General features: G+C 69.0%; 15 protein-coding genes, 1 tRNA gene and 1 riboswitch. Of the genes, 10 read left to right on the top strand and 6 right to left on the bottom strand.

The window, feature by feature from the left end:
• Window positions 1-518: peptidoglycan-binding domain-containing protein (locus NHG85_RS11065; protein ID WP_253332359.1), on the top strand; the 518-nt coding region annotated here is incomplete at its 5' end.
• A gap of 150 nt (window positions 519-668) precedes the next feature.
• Here the strand turns inward: NHG85_RS11065 and ykgO are convergent.
• Together ykgO and NHG85_RS11055 are read right to left on the bottom strand one after the other, a co-directional pair.
• The gene (gene ykgO / locus NHG85_RS11060; protein ID WP_008884645.1) at window positions 669-794 is read right to left on the bottom strand and encodes a type B 50S ribosomal protein L36; all 126 of its coding nucleotides are present in this window, start codon (window positions 792-794) and stop codon (window positions 669-671) included.
• Between the two features lie 81 nt (window positions 795-875).
• Window positions 876-950, bottom strand: a tRNA-Val gene (locus tag NHG85_RS11055).
• A gap of 145 nt (window positions 951-1,095) precedes the next feature.
• Between NHG85_RS11055 and NHG85_RS11050 the strand changes: the two genes are divergently transcribed.
• The 3 genes from NHG85_RS11050 to NHG85_RS11040 all read left to right on the top strand — a co-directional run bounded on the left by NHG85_RS11050 (window position 1,096) and on the right by NHG85_RS11040 (window position 4,760).
• Window positions 1,096-1,959, top strand: a complete 864-nt coding sequence (locus NHG85_RS11050; protein ID WP_253332358.1) for an N-formylglutamate amidohydrolase — start codon at window positions 1,096-1,098, stop codon at window positions 1,957-1,959.
• An 81-nt stretch (window positions 1,960-2,040) separates the two neighbouring features.
• A complete protein-coding gene (locus NHG85_RS11045; protein ID WP_253332356.1) occupies window positions 2,041-3,834 on the top strand; it encodes an SLC13 family permease in 1,794 nt (597 codons plus the stop codon).
• A 71-nt stretch (window positions 3,835-3,905) separates the two neighbouring features.
• Complete coding sequence (locus NHG85_RS11040; RefSeq protein ID WP_253332354.1) at window positions 3,906-4,760, top strand: lytic transglycosylase domain-containing protein; 855 nt, start codon at window positions 3,906-3,908, stop codon at window positions 4,758-4,760.
• On the opposite strand, the gene NHG85_RS11035 is transcribed toward NHG85_RS11040, so the two are convergent.
• Window positions 4,757-6,010, bottom strand: coding sequence for a DNA polymerase IV (locus tag NHG85_RS11035; RefSeq protein WP_253332352.1), 1,254 nt, complete (start codon window positions 6,008-6,010; stop codon window positions 4,757-4,759). The two genes, NHG85_RS11040 and NHG85_RS11035, sit on opposite strands and share 4 nt — an antisense overlap.
• On the opposite strand from NHG85_RS11035, the gene NHG85_RS11030 reads away from it, so the two are divergent.
• Complete coding sequence (locus NHG85_RS11030) at window positions 6,009-6,446, top strand: NUDIX domain-containing protein (protein WP_253332350.1); 438 nt, start codon at window positions 6,009-6,011, stop codon at window positions 6,444-6,446. The two genes, NHG85_RS11035 and NHG85_RS11030, sit on opposite strands and share 2 nt — an antisense overlap.
• Here NHG85_RS11030 and NHG85_RS11025 read toward each other — a convergent pair.
• On the bottom strand, window positions 6,443-7,207 hold the full coding sequence (locus NHG85_RS11025; protein WP_253332348.1) for an HpcH/HpaI aldolase family protein: 765 nt from the start codon (window positions 7,205-7,207) through the stop codon (window positions 6,443-6,445). The two genes, NHG85_RS11030 and NHG85_RS11025, sit on opposite strands and share 4 nt — an antisense overlap.
• Before the next feature lie 187 nt (window positions 7,208-7,394).
• Window positions 7,395-7,486: riboswitch (glycine riboswitch) on the top strand.
• Between the two features lie 118 nt (window positions 7,487-7,604).
• Here NHG85_RS11025 and NHG85_RS11020 point away from each other — a divergent pair.
• Complete coding sequence (locus NHG85_RS11020; RefSeq protein WP_253332347.1) at window positions 7,605-8,846, top strand: D-amino acid dehydrogenase; 1,242 nt, start codon at window positions 7,605-7,607, stop codon at window positions 8,844-8,846.
• 71 nt (window positions 8,847-8,917) lie between these two features.
• Here the strand turns inward: NHG85_RS11020 and NHG85_RS11015 are convergent, their stop codons facing one another.
• Window positions 8,918-9,130, bottom strand: a complete 213-nt coding sequence (locus tag NHG85_RS11015) for an orotidine 5'-phosphate decarboxylase (RefSeq protein ID WP_253332345.1) — start codon at window positions 9,128-9,130, stop codon at window positions 8,918-8,920.
• Between the two features lie 111 nt (window positions 9,131-9,241).
• Window positions 9,242-9,970, bottom strand: coding sequence for an orotidine-5'-phosphate decarboxylase (gene pyrF, locus NHG85_RS11010; protein WP_253332343.1), 729 nt, complete (start codon window positions 9,968-9,970; stop codon window positions 9,242-9,244).
• Window positions 9,971-10,137: 167 nt separating this feature from the next.
• On the opposite strand from pyrF, the gene NHG85_RS11005 reads away from it, so the two are divergent.
• From NHG85_RS11005 to msrQ, 4 genes are all read left to right on the top strand, one after another.
• Window positions 10,138-10,500, top strand: coding sequence for a hypothetical protein (locus tag NHG85_RS11005; protein ID WP_253332341.1), 363 nt, complete (start codon window positions 10,138-10,140; stop codon window positions 10,498-10,500).
• A gap of 175 nt (window positions 10,501-10,675) precedes the next feature.
• Window positions 10,676-13,291, top strand: coding sequence for an ATP-dependent chaperone ClpB (clpB, locus tag NHG85_RS11000; protein ID WP_253332339.1), 2,616 nt, complete (start codon window positions 10,676-10,678; stop codon window positions 13,289-13,291).
• Between the two features lie 149 nt (window positions 13,292-13,440).
• Window positions 13,441-14,340: a protein-methionine-sulfoxide reductase catalytic subunit MsrP gene (gene msrP / locus NHG85_RS10995; protein WP_253332337.1), complete on the top strand. Its 900-nt coding sequence runs from the start codon at window positions 13,441-13,443 to the stop codon at window positions 14,338-14,340.
• Entirely contained in the window at window positions 14,340-14,969 is a 630-nt protein-coding gene (gene msrQ, locus NHG85_RS10990) for a protein-methionine-sulfoxide reductase heme-binding subunit MsrQ (protein WP_253332335.1), read from the top strand. Before msrP ends, msrQ begins: the two co-directional genes overlap by 1 nt.
• Window positions 14,970-15,322: the final 353 nt, after the last annotated feature.

Below are 15,322 nucleotides of genomic sequence, written 5' to 3'. Positions count from 1 at the left end.
AGCGCGGCGACGAGCCGGGGCTGCGCGCCTATCTCGACCGCTACCCCGACGGGCTCTTCGCCGAGACCGCCGCCGATCGGCTGACGCTGATCGAGGAGGAAAAGCGCCGCGCGGCGGCGGCCGAGGACAACGCCGCCTGGGACCGGGCGCGCGAGGCCGACACCATCGAGGCCTACCGCGATTACCTCAGCGCCTTTTCGGAGGCCAGTTTCGAAGCGGAGGCCGAGGCGCGAATCGCGGAGCTGAGCCAGGAGGTGGCGCAGAGCGACGCCCGGGCCGCGGCCGAGGCGGTCGAGCGCGCGCTGGGGCTCAACGGGCTGACCGCGCGGCTGGTCGAGCAGCGGCTCGATGCGCAGGGGTTGGAGCCGGGCGAGGTCGACGGCAGCTTCGACGAGGCCACGCGCCGGGCGATTCGCCGCTATCAGCGCGAGCGCGACCTCGACGCTTCGGGCTATCTCGACGAGGCGACGGTGGTGCGGCTGCTGGCCGATTCGGTCGAGGAGATCGTGGATCAGTGAGCCAAGCCATTGCCCCGTCGCGGGGCCGCGCCATCGTCCCATCGCGGGGCCATGTCATCGCCCGGGCAGGGGCGGGCCAAAAGGAAAGGGCCGCCTCTTTGCGGAGACGGCCCCTGATCCCTTGTCCCGCCCTCGGGCGGGAGGCCGGCTTCAGCCCTGGCGGGCCTTGAAGCGGCGCTGCGTCTTGTTGATGACGTAGACGCGGCCCTTGCGGCGCACGACGCGGCAATCGCGGTGGCGCTGCTTGAGCGAACGAAGCGAGTTGGCAACCTTCATGGGGTGCTCTCCTTGTCGCGGCGCGGCGATTGCGCCGTGGTTGCAAAGTTCGGCCCCCGAAAAGGGGGCCTGCGAAATTCGTGGTGGGCGGTACAAGGTTCGAACTTGTGACCCCTTCGATGTCAACGAAGTGCTCTACCGCTGAGCTAACCGCCCTTGCCTGCCGCCGTCCTGCGTCTCTTGCGAGCCACCGTTCGGCGCCGGGTGAGCGGTGCTATACGGGGAACGCTCGGGGGGTTCAAGGGGTTTCGGTGCAAGAAGTTTCCAAGCTAGAGTTTCCCTCGGAGCCCCTTCGGAGTTCATGCGCATGGCCGCCTTCGATCTCACCCGACCGGCCGCGCATACGAGCTGCGTCGTCTTTGCCTCGCCGCATTCGGGCCGGCATTATCCGCCATCCCTGCTGGCGCGCAGCGGCCTCGACGCGCGGCAGATAAGGTCTTCGGAGGATGCCTTCGTCGACCGGCTGTTCGACAGGGCCCCGGCGCATGGCGCGCCCTTGCTGGCCGCGCGCGCGCCGCGCGCCTGGGTCGATCTGAACCGCGCCTCCGACGAGCTCGACCCGGCGCTGATCGAAGGGGTGGCGCGACGCATGCACAACCCGCGCGTGGCCAGCGGGCTGGGGGTGATTCCCCGCGTCGTGGCGGGCGGGCGGGCGATCTACGACGGCAAGATCGGCCTCGACGAAGCGCGCCAGCGAATCGAGACCTACTGGTCGCCCTACCACGCGGCGCTGCAGGCGCTCTTGGGTGAAAGCCTGTCGCGATTCGGAGAATCGGTTCTCGTCGATTGCCATTCCATGCCGCATGAGGCGATCGAGCTTGCGGGCGGGCCGGGGCGCAAGCGGCCGCATGTGGTGCTGGGCGACAGGTTCGGCGCCGCCGCCTCGCCGCGGATCATGGCCGGCATCGAGGCGGCCTTCACCTCGGCCGGTCTGCGGGTGGCGCGCAACACGCCCTTCGCCGGGGCCTATGTCACCCAGGCTTACGGGCGCCCCTCGCGGCGCCAGCACGCCGTGCAGGTCGAGATCGACCGCTCGCTTTACATGGACGAGGCGCGGATCGCGCCGCATGCGGGCTTCGAGGCGTTTCGCGTCCAGCTCGACGAGGTGATCGCCCGGATCGCGGCGATCGGGCGGCCCGCGGCCGGGCAGCTCGCCGCGGAGTAGCGGCGCGGAACCCGCGAGGGGCCGCACCGGTTGAACCGGAATGGCCCGCCCGGGCCATCCGGGAACGCCGGAGGATCGGTCTTGCCCCTCATACCCGTCGAATTGCAGCCGCTGGTGGCGCTTGCCGGCCTTGTCTTGCTGTTCGTGGCTTTCGTGATCGAGCGTCATCCGCCGGATGTCACCGCCACCGGCGCCGCGGCGCTTTTCGTGCTCCTGGGGCTGACGCCGCCCGATCGGGTGCTCGAGGTGTTCTCCAACCCCGCGCCGATCACCATCGCGGCGATGTTCGTGATCTCGGGCGCGCTGGTGCGCACCGGCCTGCTCGATGCGCTCGCCGCCCTCGTCATCGCCCGGGCCGAGACGCGCCCGGTCGTCGCGGTGGTGGTGTTTCTCGGCGCGGCGCTGCTGGCTTCGGGCATCGTCAACAACACGCCCGTCGTGCTGATCCTGATCCCGGTCATCATCCGCCTCGCGCGCAGCCTCGGGCTGGCCGAGACGCGGCTGCTGATCCCGCTCTCCTACGCGGCGGTGCTGGGCGGCACGCTGACGCTGATCGGCAGCTCGACCAACATCCTCGTGGCCGGGGTCGCCGAGCAGCATGGGCTGGAACCCTTCTCGATCTTCGAAATCGCGCCCGTTGGGCTGGCCCTCGCGCTGGTGGGCGGGGTGGCGCTGGCGCTTCTGGGCCCGTGGCTTTTGCCCGACCGGCGCGCCCGCGGCGATGCCGGCATGGTCGAGACCACCTTCCTGACCGAGATCCGCCTGCTCGACGGCCATCCGGGCCTCGGCAAGCCGCTGGGCGAGGTGGCCGACCTGTCGCGTCCCGGCATCAAGATCACCGCCCGGCGCGAGGGCGCGCGGCTGCGCCGCTCAAAGCTCGAGGAGCATGTCTGCACGGCGGGCGATGTCTTCGTCGCGCTGGCCACGACCTCGGAGATCCTGACGCTGCGGGGCCTGCCGCAGGTCGGCGTCGGGTTGCAGCGCGGTGCGGGGTTGCGTGGCGGCGAGGAGGATCTCGTCGTGGCCGAGGCGATGGTGACGCCCACCCATGGCAGCCCGCGCGACACGGTCTCGCAGCTGTCGGTCGGCTATCGCTACGGGCTGCGGGTGCTGGGCGCGCATCGGCAGGGGCACGTGCCGGGGCCGGATCTCGGCTCGGCCCGGCTCCGGCCCGCCGACAAGCTGCTGCTCGAAGGCACGGCCCAGGGCTTCGACCGCCTCGCGCAGGGCGGCGAGCTGGTCTCGGTCACCCGGCCCTCGGGGCGCGCCTATCGCCGCCGCCGCGCGCCATTGGCGCTGCTGGCGCTCTTCGCCGTCGTCGGGCTGGCCGCCTTCGAGCTGGCGTCGATCTCGCTCTTGGCGCTGGGGGCGGTGGCGGCGATCCTGCTGTGCCGCTGCATCGACAACGACGAGGCTTGGGGCTCGATCGACGCGGGCATCGTGGTGCTGATCCTGGCCATGCTGGTCGTCGGCATCGGGCTGGAGGAGACCGGCACGGTGACGCTCATTGTCGACACGCTGGCGCCCTGGCTCGAAGGGCTGCCGCCCATCGCGCTTCTGGCCGCGCTCTACGCGCTGACCTCGCTTTTGACCGAGACGGTGACCAACAACGCGGTGGCGGTGGTGATGACGCCGATCGCGGTGGGGCTGGGCCAGCAGACGGGGATCGACCCGCGCGCGCTGGTGGTGGCGGTGATGATGGGCGCCTCGGCGAGCTTTGCCACGCCGGTGGGCTACCAGACCAACACGCTGGTCTACGGCGCGGGCGATTACCGCTTCGTCGATTTTCTCAAGATCGGCCTGCCGATGAACATCACCGTCGGCGTCGCGGCGGTGCTGGTGATACCATTGGTGTTTCCGCTGACGCCCGGCTGAGACACGAAGTTGATTTCCCTCCTCTCATGCTTTGCCCGACACTGGACCCCATGACTCGTATCGCCGTTTCCTTGTTGCTCGCCTTCGCGTTTCTTGCTCCGCCCGCTGCCGCCCAGGAGGCGGTCGAACGGCGCTGCGTGCCAGGTGGCCCCTGCATCGCGCTCGACAACTATATCCCCGACGTCTGCGAGGCGATCGAGACGCTGGCCGAGCAAAACGCGCTCGATGTCGGCTTCTTCGCCCGGCTGCTCTGGCGCGAGAGCCTGTTCGACGCAGGCGCGGTCAGCCCGGCGGGCGCGCTGGGCATTGCGCAGTTCATGCCCGGGACGGCCAAGCTGCGCGGTCTGGCCGACCCGTTCGACCCGGCGCAGGCGCTGGCGGCCTCGGCGGCCTATCTCGCGGAGCTGTCCGAGCGATTTGGCTCGCTCGGTCTGGCCGCCGTGGCCTACAACGCGGGCGAGGCGCGGGCCGAGAAGTTTCTCGCGGGCAACGACTGGCTCCCCGGCGAGACCGAGGCCTATGTGCAGGCGATCACCGGCCATGCGGCGCGCGACTGGCGCGATGCGCCGCCCCTTGAGGTTGATCTGGCACTTGCAGCAGACCGGCCCTTCCTCGAGGCCTGCAAGGCACAAGCCAAGGGGCGCGCCATCGCGCAGTTTCGTGTCGCGGCACCGGTTCTGGCCTGGGGCGTGGTGCTGGCCTCGGCGCCCGATCGCGGCGCGGTGGACCGACGCGTGCGGCAGATCCGGCGCGACGTGGGGGCAGTGATCGGCAACGAGCAGATTGCCTATACCCTGTCACGCTTTCCCGGCCAGCGCGCACGCCGTCACGTGGCCCAGATTGGTCGTGCCAGTCTGAGCGAGGCCGGCGCGCTCTGCGCGCGTCTGCGCGCAGCGGGGGCGGTCTGCATGGTGCTCAAGAACTAGCGCAGGGCGCGGCCCTTGAGAATCGCCTCCGCGCCGAACCTCGCGCGGATCGCATCCGCGGCCCGCTCGGCGCGTTCGCGCGCGGCGCGGCCCGGATCGAGAAGGTCCGCCTCCGATGGTGCGGTCGCGGCGTCAGACAGCTCGGACAGGCCGACACCCAAAAGCCTGTAGGCGCCGCTCTCGCCGCGCGCGTCGAACAGGCCGCGCGCGGTGCGATAGAGCGTGTCGGCGGTCTGGGTCGGCGCGCGCAGGGTGACGCGGCGCGACAGGAGCGTGTGGTCTGCGCGCTTGAGCTTGAGCGCCACCACCCGGCCCACCAGATCGCGGGCCTTGGCGCGCGAGGAGACCTTTTCGGCCATGCGCCAGATATGCCCGTCGAGGATCTCGGGGTCCTTCGTGTCGGCCTCGAAGGTCGTCTCGTTGGAGATGCCCTTGACCGGCTCATGCGCGGTGACGCGGCGGCGATCCTGCCCGCGCGCGAGATGATAGATCCGTTCGCCCAAGCCGCCGAAACGGCGGACGAGATCCGACAGCTCCCAGCGCAGCACGTCCTCGAAGGTGCGGATGCCGACGGCATCGAGGCTGGCCTGCGCCTGCGGCCCGACGCCCCAGATCAGCCCGATCGGCTTGGGGCGCAGCAGGTCGATGGTCTCGGCCTTGCCGATCACCGAAAAGCCGCGCGGCTTGTCGAAATCGCTCGCCATCTTGGCGAGGAACTTGTTGTGCGACAGGCCGATCGAGCCGGTGAGGCCCAGCTCATCCTGCATCCGCCGCGTCAGCCGCGCCAGCATCACGGCGGGCGGTGCGCCGTGCAGCCGCTCGGTCCCGGTGAGGTCGAGGAACGCCTCGTCGAGCGACAGCGGCTCGATCGCGGGGGTCATCTCCTCCATCATCGCGCGGATCGCGCGGGAGGCTTCGGAATAGGCCTCGAACCGCGGCTTCACCACCACCGCCTCCGGGCAGAGCTTGAGCGCCTGGAACATCGGCATGGCCGATTTCACGCCGCGGATGCGCGCGAGGTAGCAGGCGGTGGAGACCACGCCGCGCCGCCCGCCGCCGACGATCACCGGCTTGTCGACGAGGTCGGGGTTGTCGCGCTTTTCGACGCTGGCGAAGAAGGCGTCGCAATCCATGTGGGCGATGGACAGGCTCAGCAGTTCGGGGTGGGATGTGACGCGCGGGGAGCGGCAGGCCGGGCATCGTCTGCCGGCCTCGAAGACATGACAACAGGCGCGGCAAAGGGCGGGCATGACGGTATCCTACAGTGCCGCTTGGGGCGGGGAAAGCTTCGACGGCGCGAAAGCGGCGCTGTTCATCGGGCCTCGCCTGCTCGTGATCCGGCGCGACGACCGGCCCGACATTGCCCATCCCGGCGCGCTGGATTTCCCGGGCGGCGGGCGCGAGGGCGGCGAGTCGCCGGAGCAGACGCTGGCCCGCGAGATGCGCGAGGAGGTGGGGCTGGAGATGGGCCGGGCCGAGATGCTGTGGCGGCGTAGCTTCGATGGCGCCACGCGGCCGGGCCGGGTCTGGTTTTTCGTGCTGCGCATGGGGGCGGGGGCCGAGGCCGAGATCCGCTTCGGGAATGAGGGGCAGGGCTGGGGGCTGGTGACGCTTGATGCGTTTCTGGCCGCCCCCGACGCGATACCGGCGCTGCAGGCGCGGCTCAGGCTCTGGCAGGCGCTCTAGCGAAACCGCGTGAGCAGGTCGCGCGCCCCGTCGAGCATGAGCGAGGCATCGATGCCCACGGCGGTGAAGCGGGTGCCGCGCGCCATGCAGGCGCGGGCGAAGGCCGCGTCGAGCGTCAGGATGCCCGCGGGCACGCCGATCGCGCCGAGCCGGTCGATCGCGCCCATGATCGCCTCGACCACCTCCGGATGGTCCTGCCGCCCCGGATGGCCGAGGCTCGCGGCGAGATCGGCGGGGCCGATGAACACGCCGTCGATCCCCTCGACGCTCGCGATCTCTTCGAGCCGGTCGAGCGCGGTCTTCGTCTCCACCTGCACCAGCACGCAGGTCTCCTCATGCGCGCGGGACATGTAATCGCCGATCCGGCCATAGCGCGTCGCCCGGTGCAGCCCCGCCACGCCGCGCATGCCGACGGGCGGGTAGCGGGTGGCGGCGACGGCGGCGCGCGCCTCCTCGGCCGATTGGACATAGGGGATGAGCAGCGTCTGCGCGCCGAAATCCAGCAGACGCTTGATCAGCACCGGATCGTTCCAGGCGGGGCGCACCACCGCGGCGGTGCCGGGCTCGGCGGCCATGGATTGCAGCGCGGGCAGCACGTCGGAGACATCGGTGGGCGAATGCTCGGTGTCGATCACCACCCAGTCGTAGCCCAGCCCCGAGAGCGCCTCGGGCACCAAGGGCCCGGTGATCATGTTCCACAGCCCGATCTGCTGGCGGCCCTCGCGCAGGCCCGCCTTGAAGCGGTTCTTCGGGTTTTCCATGTCGCTCTCCCTCGTTGCGCGGCCCGTTGCCGATCCCCCCGGGCCACGTTGCGGCGAAGGATCGGCGCGATTCCGGGCGGTTGCAAGCATGGCGATGGAAATGTCACGCATTTCCGCCGGATCCGCCGCAATCCGTGCGGTCTTCTCTGGCGGAACACCACGGCATGCCGTATGTTTCGTATAGGAAACGGTCCTGCCGGGAGAGAGCGGGACGGTCCGCCGCCGAAGGAGCAGTCGCGCGCCCCGCGATCTCTCAGGCAAAAGGACCGGCCGGGCCGCATATATTCCGGAGAGAGGCCGCGAGGCCCGCCGAAGGGGAAAGTCGCGCACCGCCTGATGCGAGCGCGGCGAAGCTCTCAGGCACCAGGGACGGAGGGGGCGCGTTGGAGCAGGCATCATGCCGCATTACGCCGTTCTCGGCGCCGGAATCACCGGCGTCACCACCGCATACTCCCTGTGGAAGCGCGGCCATGAGGTCACCGTCTTCGACCAGCAGCGCTATGCCGCGATGGAGACGAGCTTTGCCAATGGCGGGCAGCTTTCGGCCTCGAACGCCGAGGTCTGGAACCGCTGGGCCACCGTTCTCAAGGGCACGAAGTGGCTTTTGAAGCCCGATGCGCCGCTTTCGGTGAACCCCAAGCCGAGCTGGCACAAGCTGAGCTGGATGGCCGAGTTCCTCGGGCAGATCCGCAATTACGAGGCCAACACCATCGCCACGACGAAGATGGCGATCGCTGCGCGCGCGGGCCTGAGTGAAATGGCCGAGACGGCGGGGGTCGATTTCGACTTCTCGCCCGCTTCGATCGTGCATTTCTACCAGACCGAAAAGGACTTCGCCGATGGCCGCCGGGTCAACAAGCTGCTGGCGCAGGGCGGGCTCACGCGCGACGAGCTGTCGGCCGAGGAGGTCCGCGCCCTCGTGCCGCAGCTGACCGGCCCGCTGACCGGCGGCTTCGTCACCGAGAGCGATTCCACCGGCGACATCCACAAGTTCACCTTCGGCATGGCCGAATGGCTGGAAGGGCAGGGCGTGAGCTTCCGCATGGGCCACGCGGTCACCGATGTCGCGGCGCGTGACGGCGGCGTCACCGTCACCACCGACGAGGCGCACCGCTTCGACGGGGTCGTGGTCTGCGCCGGCGTCGGCTCGCGCGAGATCGCCGCCAAGCTGGGCGACCGGGTCAACATCTATCCCGTAAAGGGCTACTCGATCACCGTGAACCTGCGCGATGCGCAAAGCCGGGCGGCGGCGCCCCATGTCTCGCTGCTCGACGACAATGCCAAGATCGTCACCTCGCGGCTGGGGGAGGACCGGTTCCGCGTGGCCGGCACTGCCGAGTTCAACGGCTACAACCGCGACATCCGCGCCGACCGGGTGAAGCCGCTGACCGATTGGGTCGAGCGGCTGTTTCCGGGCATCTCGACCGAGCATTGCGTGCCCTGGGCCGGTCTGCGGCCGATGCTGCCCAACATGATGCCCAAGGTCGGCCCGGGCCGCGCGCCGGGCGTGTTCTACAACACCGGCCACGGCCATCTGGGTTGGACCCTTTCGGCGGCGACCGCCGAGGCGCTGGGCGAGACCGTGGGCGAAGGGCCGGTGCGCCGCAATTTTAGCGCGGCGCTGGTGCAGGCGGCCTGACCCCGCCAAGGCCCGAACGATGAAAGGCCCGCCGAATGGCGGGCCTTTTCATGTCGTGAGGGGCGAAAGGCTCAGAGGTGCGACCAGAGCGCCGCGCCGCTGTCGGACATGCGCATCGCGTGGCGGGTCAGGCTGGCGCGGACATGGCCGGCATCCATGTCGATCGGCCCGGCAACCTGGCAGGGATAGCGGTAGGTCGTGCCGTTGCGGTCCACGTCCACGCGGGCCTCGAAGGCGCCGAGTTGGGCATTGTAGCGCACATCGCCGAGTCTGATGGTCTGCATTCGAGTGGCCTCCGCTGCTCGCTTGTTCTGGATCGTCAACCGCAAAGATGCGATTTCGGTTCCCTGTGGCGGCGAAGACTCGTGAATTCTTTCCCTCGCGGGCCGCGGCCCCTAGCTGTTGGGGGTGCGGGCCTGCGGCGACACGATCTCTCGTGCGATGGCCCGTGCCGCGGCACGGGGGTTTTCCGCCTGCCAGACCGGGCGACCGACCACCACGTGATCCGCGCCCGCCGCGATCGCCTGCGCCGGTGTCATCACCCGCTTCTGGTCGCCAAGCTCCGCGCCCGCCGGCCGCACGCCCGGCGTGACGATCAGCTTCCCCGCCGCCTGCGGCAGGGCCCGGATCATCGCCGCCTCCTGCGGGCTGGCGATGACGCCGTCGGCGCCCGCGTCGAGCGCGCGGGCAGCGCGCTCCACCGCCATCTCGGCCAGATCGCCCGCGCGCATCATGCCTTCGTCGAGATCGGCGCGGTCGAGCGAGGTGAGGATCGTCACGGCGAGGATCTTGGTCTGCTTGCCGCCCGCACCCTCGCGCGCGGCGCGCACCACATGCGGATCGCCGTGCACGGTCAGGAAATCGAGGTCGAACTGTGCCAGCCCGCGCACGGCCGCCTCGACCGTGGCGCCGATGTCGAAGAGCTTCATGTCGAGAAAGATCCGCTTGCCGCGCTCGTCCTTCAGCTCGCGCGCGAGCGCCAGCCCGCCACCCGTCAGCATCCCCAGCCCGATCTTGTAGAACGACACCGCGTCGCCGAGCTGGTCGGCAAGCGCGAGCCCCGACAGCGCGTCGGGGCGGTCGATGGCGACGATCAGGCGGTCGTCGGCGGGAATGGCGGTCATGGCGGGCTCTCCGGGCAGCAGGGGGTCGCGCGCTTGTGGCGCGGCGGGGGCGCGCGCGTCAAGCACGGGGGGCGGGAAACGCGGAGCAGGCACGGGCGCGGGAACGCAGGCGGCGGGGCAGCGTTGCGCCTGCAAAGGGGGCGCTTGCCCCGTGCAAGGAGACAGACATGGCCCACAAGCCCCGCAGTTCGCGCCGCGCGCTGATCTACGTGATGATCCCGATGGGATTCATCCTGCTCGTCATCTTTCTCGTGCTCGGCGGCTGGTTCCGCGCCGAGGAGGCCGAGGAGTTCGACACCGCGCCGCTGGAGGTGCCCGCCCAGAGCCCCGACACCACCGGCGAGACCGGCGATGCCGAGCCCGATGACGCGATCATCGACGAGGCGCTCACCGACGCCGCCGAGCCGCAGACCCCCGATGACAACGTCCGTCCCAGCGTCGCCGACAGCGACAGCGACGAGCTCGGCGAGCCGCAGTTCGACAATGTCGATGACGACGGTGGCCTCGACCCGGTGCCGCCCTCGGAGTGATCGGCGCAAGCCCCTGATAACATGGCCGCCGGCAATGCGCCCGGCGGCCATTTTGCGTGCTGTGATACTTGCGCAACGCCGCTCTGCTCCCCATCTCTTTCCCCGGAGGCCCGAACCGGGACGCGCCGCCAGAGCGGGCGTCTTTCCAGCGGGCGCTTTGACCAAGGAGAGACAGATGAACCTCGAAAAGTTCACCGAACGCTCGCGCGGCTTCATTCAGGCCGCGCAGACCATCGCAATGCGCGAAAGCCACCAGCGCCTCGCGCCCGAGCACCTGCTGAAGGCGCTCATGGACGATGAAGAGGGCCTTGCCGCCAATCTCATCACCAATTCGGGCGGAGACGCCGCGCGTGTGCGCGAGGCGGTGGAGGCCGCCGTTTCCAAGCTGCCCAAGGTGTCGGGCGACGCGGGCCAGACCTATCTCGACCAGGCCACGGGCCGGGTGCTCGACGAGGCCGAGAAGATCGCCGGGAAGGCCGGCGACAGCTTCGTGCCCGCCGAGCGCATTCTCATGGCGCTCGCCATGGTGAAGTCCAAGGCCAAGGAGGCGCTCGACGCAGGTCGGGTTTCGGCGCAGTCGCTCAACGCCGCCATCAACGCCGTGCGCAAGGGGCGGACCGCCGACAGCGCCAATGCCGAGGAAGGCTATGACGCGCTGAAGAAATACGCGCGCGACCTGACCGAGGCCGCCGAGCAGGGCAGGATCGACCCGATCATCGGCCGCGACGAGGAGATCCGCCGCGCCATGCAGGTGCTGTCGCGTCGCACCAAGAACAACCCGGTGCTGATCGGCGAGCCGGGCACCGGCAAGACCGCGATCGCCGAGGGGCTCGCATTGCGCATCATCGATGGCGACGTGCCCGAGAGCTTGCGCAACAAGCGCCTGATGTCGCTCGACATGGGCGCGCTGATCGCGGGCGCGAAGTATCGCGGTGAGTTCGAGGAGCGGCTGAAGGCGGTCCTGAAGGAGATCGAGGCCGCCGCGGGCGAGGTGATCCTGTTCATCGACGAGATGCACACCCTCGTGGGCGCGGGCAAATCCGACGGCGCGATGGATGCGGCCAACCTGATCAAGCCGGCTCTGGCCCGGGGCGAGCTGCATTGCATCGGCGCCACCACGCTCGACGAGTATCGCAAATATGTCGAGAAGGACGCCGCATTGGCGCGGCGGTTCCAGCCTCTGATGGTCGAGGAGCCGACCGAGGAGGACACGATCTCGATCCTGCGCGGCATCCGCGAGAAATACGAGCTGCACCACGGCGTGCGGATCTCGGATTCGGCGCTGGTGGCGGCGGCGCAGCTGTCGCACCGCTACATCACCGACCGCTTCCTGCCCGACAAGGCGATCGACCTCGTCGACGAGGCGGCCTCGCGCCTGCGCATGGAGGTGGACAGCAAGCCCGAGGAGCTCGACGCGCTGGATCGCTCGATCCTGCAGATGCAGATCGAGGCCGAGGCGCTGCGGCGCGAGGATGACGAGGCCTCGAAGGAGCGTCTGGCGAAGATCGAGGAGGAACTCGGTGCGCTCACCGAGAAGGCCGACGCGATGACTGCCAAGTGGCAGGCCGAGCGCGACCGTCTCGAAGGCTCTCGCACGCTCAAGGAGCGGCTCGACCGGGCCCGTGCCGAGCTCGACATCGCCAAGCGCGAGGGCAATCTCGCCAAGGCGGGCGAGCTGTCCTATGGCGTGATCCCGCAGCTCGAACGCGAGCTGAGCCAGGCCGAGGATTCGGACGACCCGCTCATGGTCGAAGAGGCCGTGCGGCCCGAGCAGATCGCCGAGGTGGTGGAGCGCTGGACCGGCATCCCGACCTCGAAGATGCTCGAGGGCGAGCGCGAGAAGTTGTTGCGCATGGAGGAAGAGCTGGGCCGCCGCGTGATCGGCCAGCACACCGCCGTCCGCGCGGTCGCCAATGCCGTGCGCCGCGCCCGCGCCGGGCTCAACGACGAGAATCGTCCCTTGGGCTCGTTTCTCTTTCTCGGGCCGACCGGCGTCGGCAAGACCGAGCTGACCAAGGCCGTGGCCGAATATCTCTTCGACGACGACCAGGCGATGGTGCGCATCGACATGTCGGAGTTCATGGAGAAACACGCGGTCGCCCGGCTGATCGGCGCGCCTCCGGGCTATGTCGGCTATGACGAGGGCGGCGTGCTGACCGAGGCGGTGCGGCGCAGGCCCTATCAGGTGATCCTGTTCGATGAGGTCGAAAAGGCGCATCCGGACGTCTTCAACGTGCTGTTGCAGGTGCTCGATGACGGGGTGCTGACCGACGGGCAGGGCCGCCGCGTCGATTTCAAGCAGACGCTGATCGTGCTGACCTCCAACCTCGGGGCGCAGGCGCTCAGCCAGCTGCCCGACGGGGCGGATGCGGGCCGCGCCAAGCGCGACGTGATGGATGCGGTGAGGGCGCATTTCCGGCCCGAGTTCCTCAACCGGCTCGACGAGACGATCATCTTCGACCGGCTGGGCCGCGAGGACATGTCCGGCATCGTCGAGATCCAGCTGAGCCGCCTCGAAAAGCGGCTGGCGCGGCGCAACATCACGCTCGCGCTCGACGAGGCGGCCAGGAAGTGGCTGGCCGAGGAGGGCTACGACCCGGTCTTCGGCGCGCGACCGCTCAAGCGGGTGATCCAGCGCGCGCTGCAGGACCAGCTCGCGGAGATGATCCTCGCGGGCGACATCCGCGACGGGCAGGAGGTGCAGGTCAGCGCCGGGGCCGAGGGGCTGATCGTCGGCGACAGGGTCTCGAACACCGGCCGGCCCAAGCCCGAGGCCGCCGTGCTGCACTGATCAAGGCGCCTTTTTGGCAGGGCAGGGCCCCGGCGGAGCGATCCGCCGGGGCCCTTTCACGTTACACCGCGTCAACGCATCGTGACGCCTGCAACATGGTGTCTGCGGCCAACGTGTCTAGATTGTTCGAAGATGCAAAGGAGACCCCGATGGCCCATCGCTGGACGAACGATCTGACCCGCGCCGATGCGACCCCGCGCGGCCTGTTCCTGAACCGCCGCCAGATCATGGCCGGGGCGGGGGCGCTGGGCCTTGGCGGTCTGGCAGGCCGGGCCGGGGCGCAGACCGCGTTGGAGCCCAACAGCTTCGAAGAGATCACCACCTACAACAACTACTACGAGTTCGGCACCGGCAAGGCCGACCCGGCCAAGAACGCCGCGGCGCTCGACACCACCGATTGGACCGTCACCGTGGATGGCCTCGTCGACAACCCCGGCACCTTCCCGCTCTCGGAGCTGATCGCGGGCCTTGCGGTCGAGGAGCGCATCTACCGGCTGCGCTGCGTCGAGGCTTGGTCGATGGTGGTGCCCTGGCAGGGGATCGAGCTCAAGGACATCCTCGACCGCGCGGGCGTGCAGCCGAACGCGCGCTACGTCGCCTTCGAGACGGCCGTGCAGCCCGAGAACATGCCCGGCGTGCGCCGCGGCGTGCTCGACTTCCCCTATGTCGAGGGGCTTCGGCTCGACGAGGCGATGCATCCGCTCACCATCATGGCGACCGGCCTCTACGACCAGCCCATGCCCAAGCAGAACGGCGCGCCGATCCGGCTGGTCGTGCCGTGGAAATACGGCTTCAAATCGATCAAGTCGATCACGCGCATCTCGCTTGTCGAGGAACAGCCCGCCACGACGTGGAACGACCTCGCCCCCTCCGAATACGGCTTCTATGCCAATGTGAACCCGACGGTGGATCACCCGCGCTGGAGCCAGGCTTCCGAGCGGCGCATCGGTGGCGGTCTGTTCTCGGCGCGGCAAGACACGCTGATGTACAACGGCTATGACGAGGTCGCCGCGCTCTATGAGGGCATGGATCTCAAGGCGCAGTTCTGATGGCCCGCCCGACCGCCACGGCGCAGCGGATCAACGGCGCGCTGCGCCATGTCCCCGCCTGGACGCTCTATCTGCTCGGCGCGGCATGGATGGCCTTCCTGTTCTGGCAGGCGCTGACGGGCAGGCTCGGGGTCGAACCGATCAATGCGCTTGAGCGCGAATACGGCGACACCGCGCTGAAGCTGCTGGTGGCCGGTCTCGCGGTGACGCCGCTGATGAAATACGCCCGCGTCAACCTGATGAAGTTCCGCCGGGCCATCGGCCTGCTGACCTTCTTCTTCGTGCTGGCGCATTTCTCCGTCTGGGCGCTTCTCGACGTGCAAAGCTTCGGCCGGGTCTGGGCCGACATCCTCAAGCGTCCCTATGTGACCGTTGGCATGATCGCCTTCCTCGGGCTGATCCCCCTGGCGCTGACCTCCAACAACTGGTCGGTGCGCAGGCTCGGGCGCAGCTGGCGTCGCCTGCACCAGCTGGTCTACGGCATCGCGATTCTCGGGGCGGTGCATTACATCTGGCTGGCCAAGGGGTTTCAGATCGAACCGCTGGTCTATCTGGGGCTGATCATGGGGCTTCTGGCGACTCGGATTCGCTGGAAGGCCTTCGGCGCGCGTGTGAGGCTCGGGGCCTGAGGGCACCACCCGGCGGGCGCCATTCCGGATCTTGCAAGGAATGGTGCCATGGGCATCGAAGATACCGCCAATCCCCGGTTATTGCACAACATCCTGCCTATCGCGGAAATTGGTGAGAAAAGTCGAAATTACCGCTTGCGGCCTTCGGAACCTTTCCCTAGATAGCCCCTCACCGGCGGCGCAGAGATGCACTGACGGGGACACATTCCGGAGGGGACGAGGCGCGGCGCCGCAAGTTAGGGCGCTGTTGTTTTGGTTTTCTTCCTGCTCTTTGACATTGATGATATCTGAAGAGATATGCGGGCGGCTTCGGTTCATTTCGATGGATCAACGTCTGTATGTCGCGCCGGTAG

Source organism: Limimaricola litoreus, from assembly GCF_024159025.1.
Taxonomy (GTDB): domain Bacteria; phylum Pseudomonadota; class Alphaproteobacteria; order Rhodobacterales; family Rhodobacteraceae; genus Limimaricola; species Limimaricola litoreus.
Note: the sequence above shows the minus strand (reverse complement) of the source record. Positions and strands in the feature narration are given on the sequence as shown.

Excerpts from the sequence above, each read along its gene's own strand:
- ykgO (WP_008884645.1), bottom strand. The coding sequence starts at position 794 with ATGAAGGTTGCCAACTCGCTTCGTTCGCTCAAGCAGCGCCACCGCGAT.
- NHG85_RS11050 (WP_253332358.1), top strand. The coding sequence starts at position 1,096 with ATGCGCATGGCCGCCTTCGATCTCACCCGACCGGCCGCGCATACGAGC.
- NHG85_RS11030 (WP_253332350.1), top strand. The coding sequence starts at position 6,009 with ATGACGGTATCCTACAGTGCCGCTTGGGGCGGGGAAAGCTTCGACGGC.
- NHG85_RS11035 (WP_253332352.1), bottom strand. The coding sequence starts at position 6,010 with ATGCCCGCCCTTTGCCGCGCCTGTTGTCATGTCTTCGAGGCCGGCAGA.
- NHG85_RS11025 (WP_253332348.1), bottom strand. The coding sequence starts at position 7,207 with ATGGAAAACCCGAAGAACCGCTTCAAGGCGGGCCTGCGCGAGGGCCGC.
- NHG85_RS11020 (WP_253332347.1), top strand. The coding sequence starts at position 7,605 with ATGCCGCATTACGCCGTTCTCGGCGCCGGAATCACCGGCGTCACCACC.
- NHG85_RS11015 (WP_253332345.1), bottom strand. The coding sequence starts at position 9,130 with ATGCAGACCATCAGACTCGGCGATGTGCGCTACAATGCCCAACTCGGC.
- pyrF (WP_253332343.1), bottom strand. The coding sequence starts at position 9,970 with ATGACCGCCATTCCCGCCGACGACCGCCTGATCGTCGCCATCGACCGC.
- NHG85_RS11005 (WP_253332341.1), top strand. The coding sequence starts at position 10,138 with ATGGCCCACAAGCCCCGCAGTTCGCGCCGCGCGCTGATCTACGTGATG.
- clpB (WP_253332339.1), top strand. The coding sequence starts at position 10,676 with ATGAACCTCGAAAAGTTCACCGAACGCTCGCGCGGCTTCATTCAGGCC.
- msrP (WP_253332337.1), top strand. The coding sequence starts at position 13,441 with ATGGCCCATCGCTGGACGAACGATCTGACCCGCGCCGATGCGACCCCG.
- msrQ (WP_253332335.1), top strand. The coding sequence starts at position 14,340 with ATGGCCCGCCCGACCGCCACGGCGCAGCGGATCAACGGCGCGCTGCGC.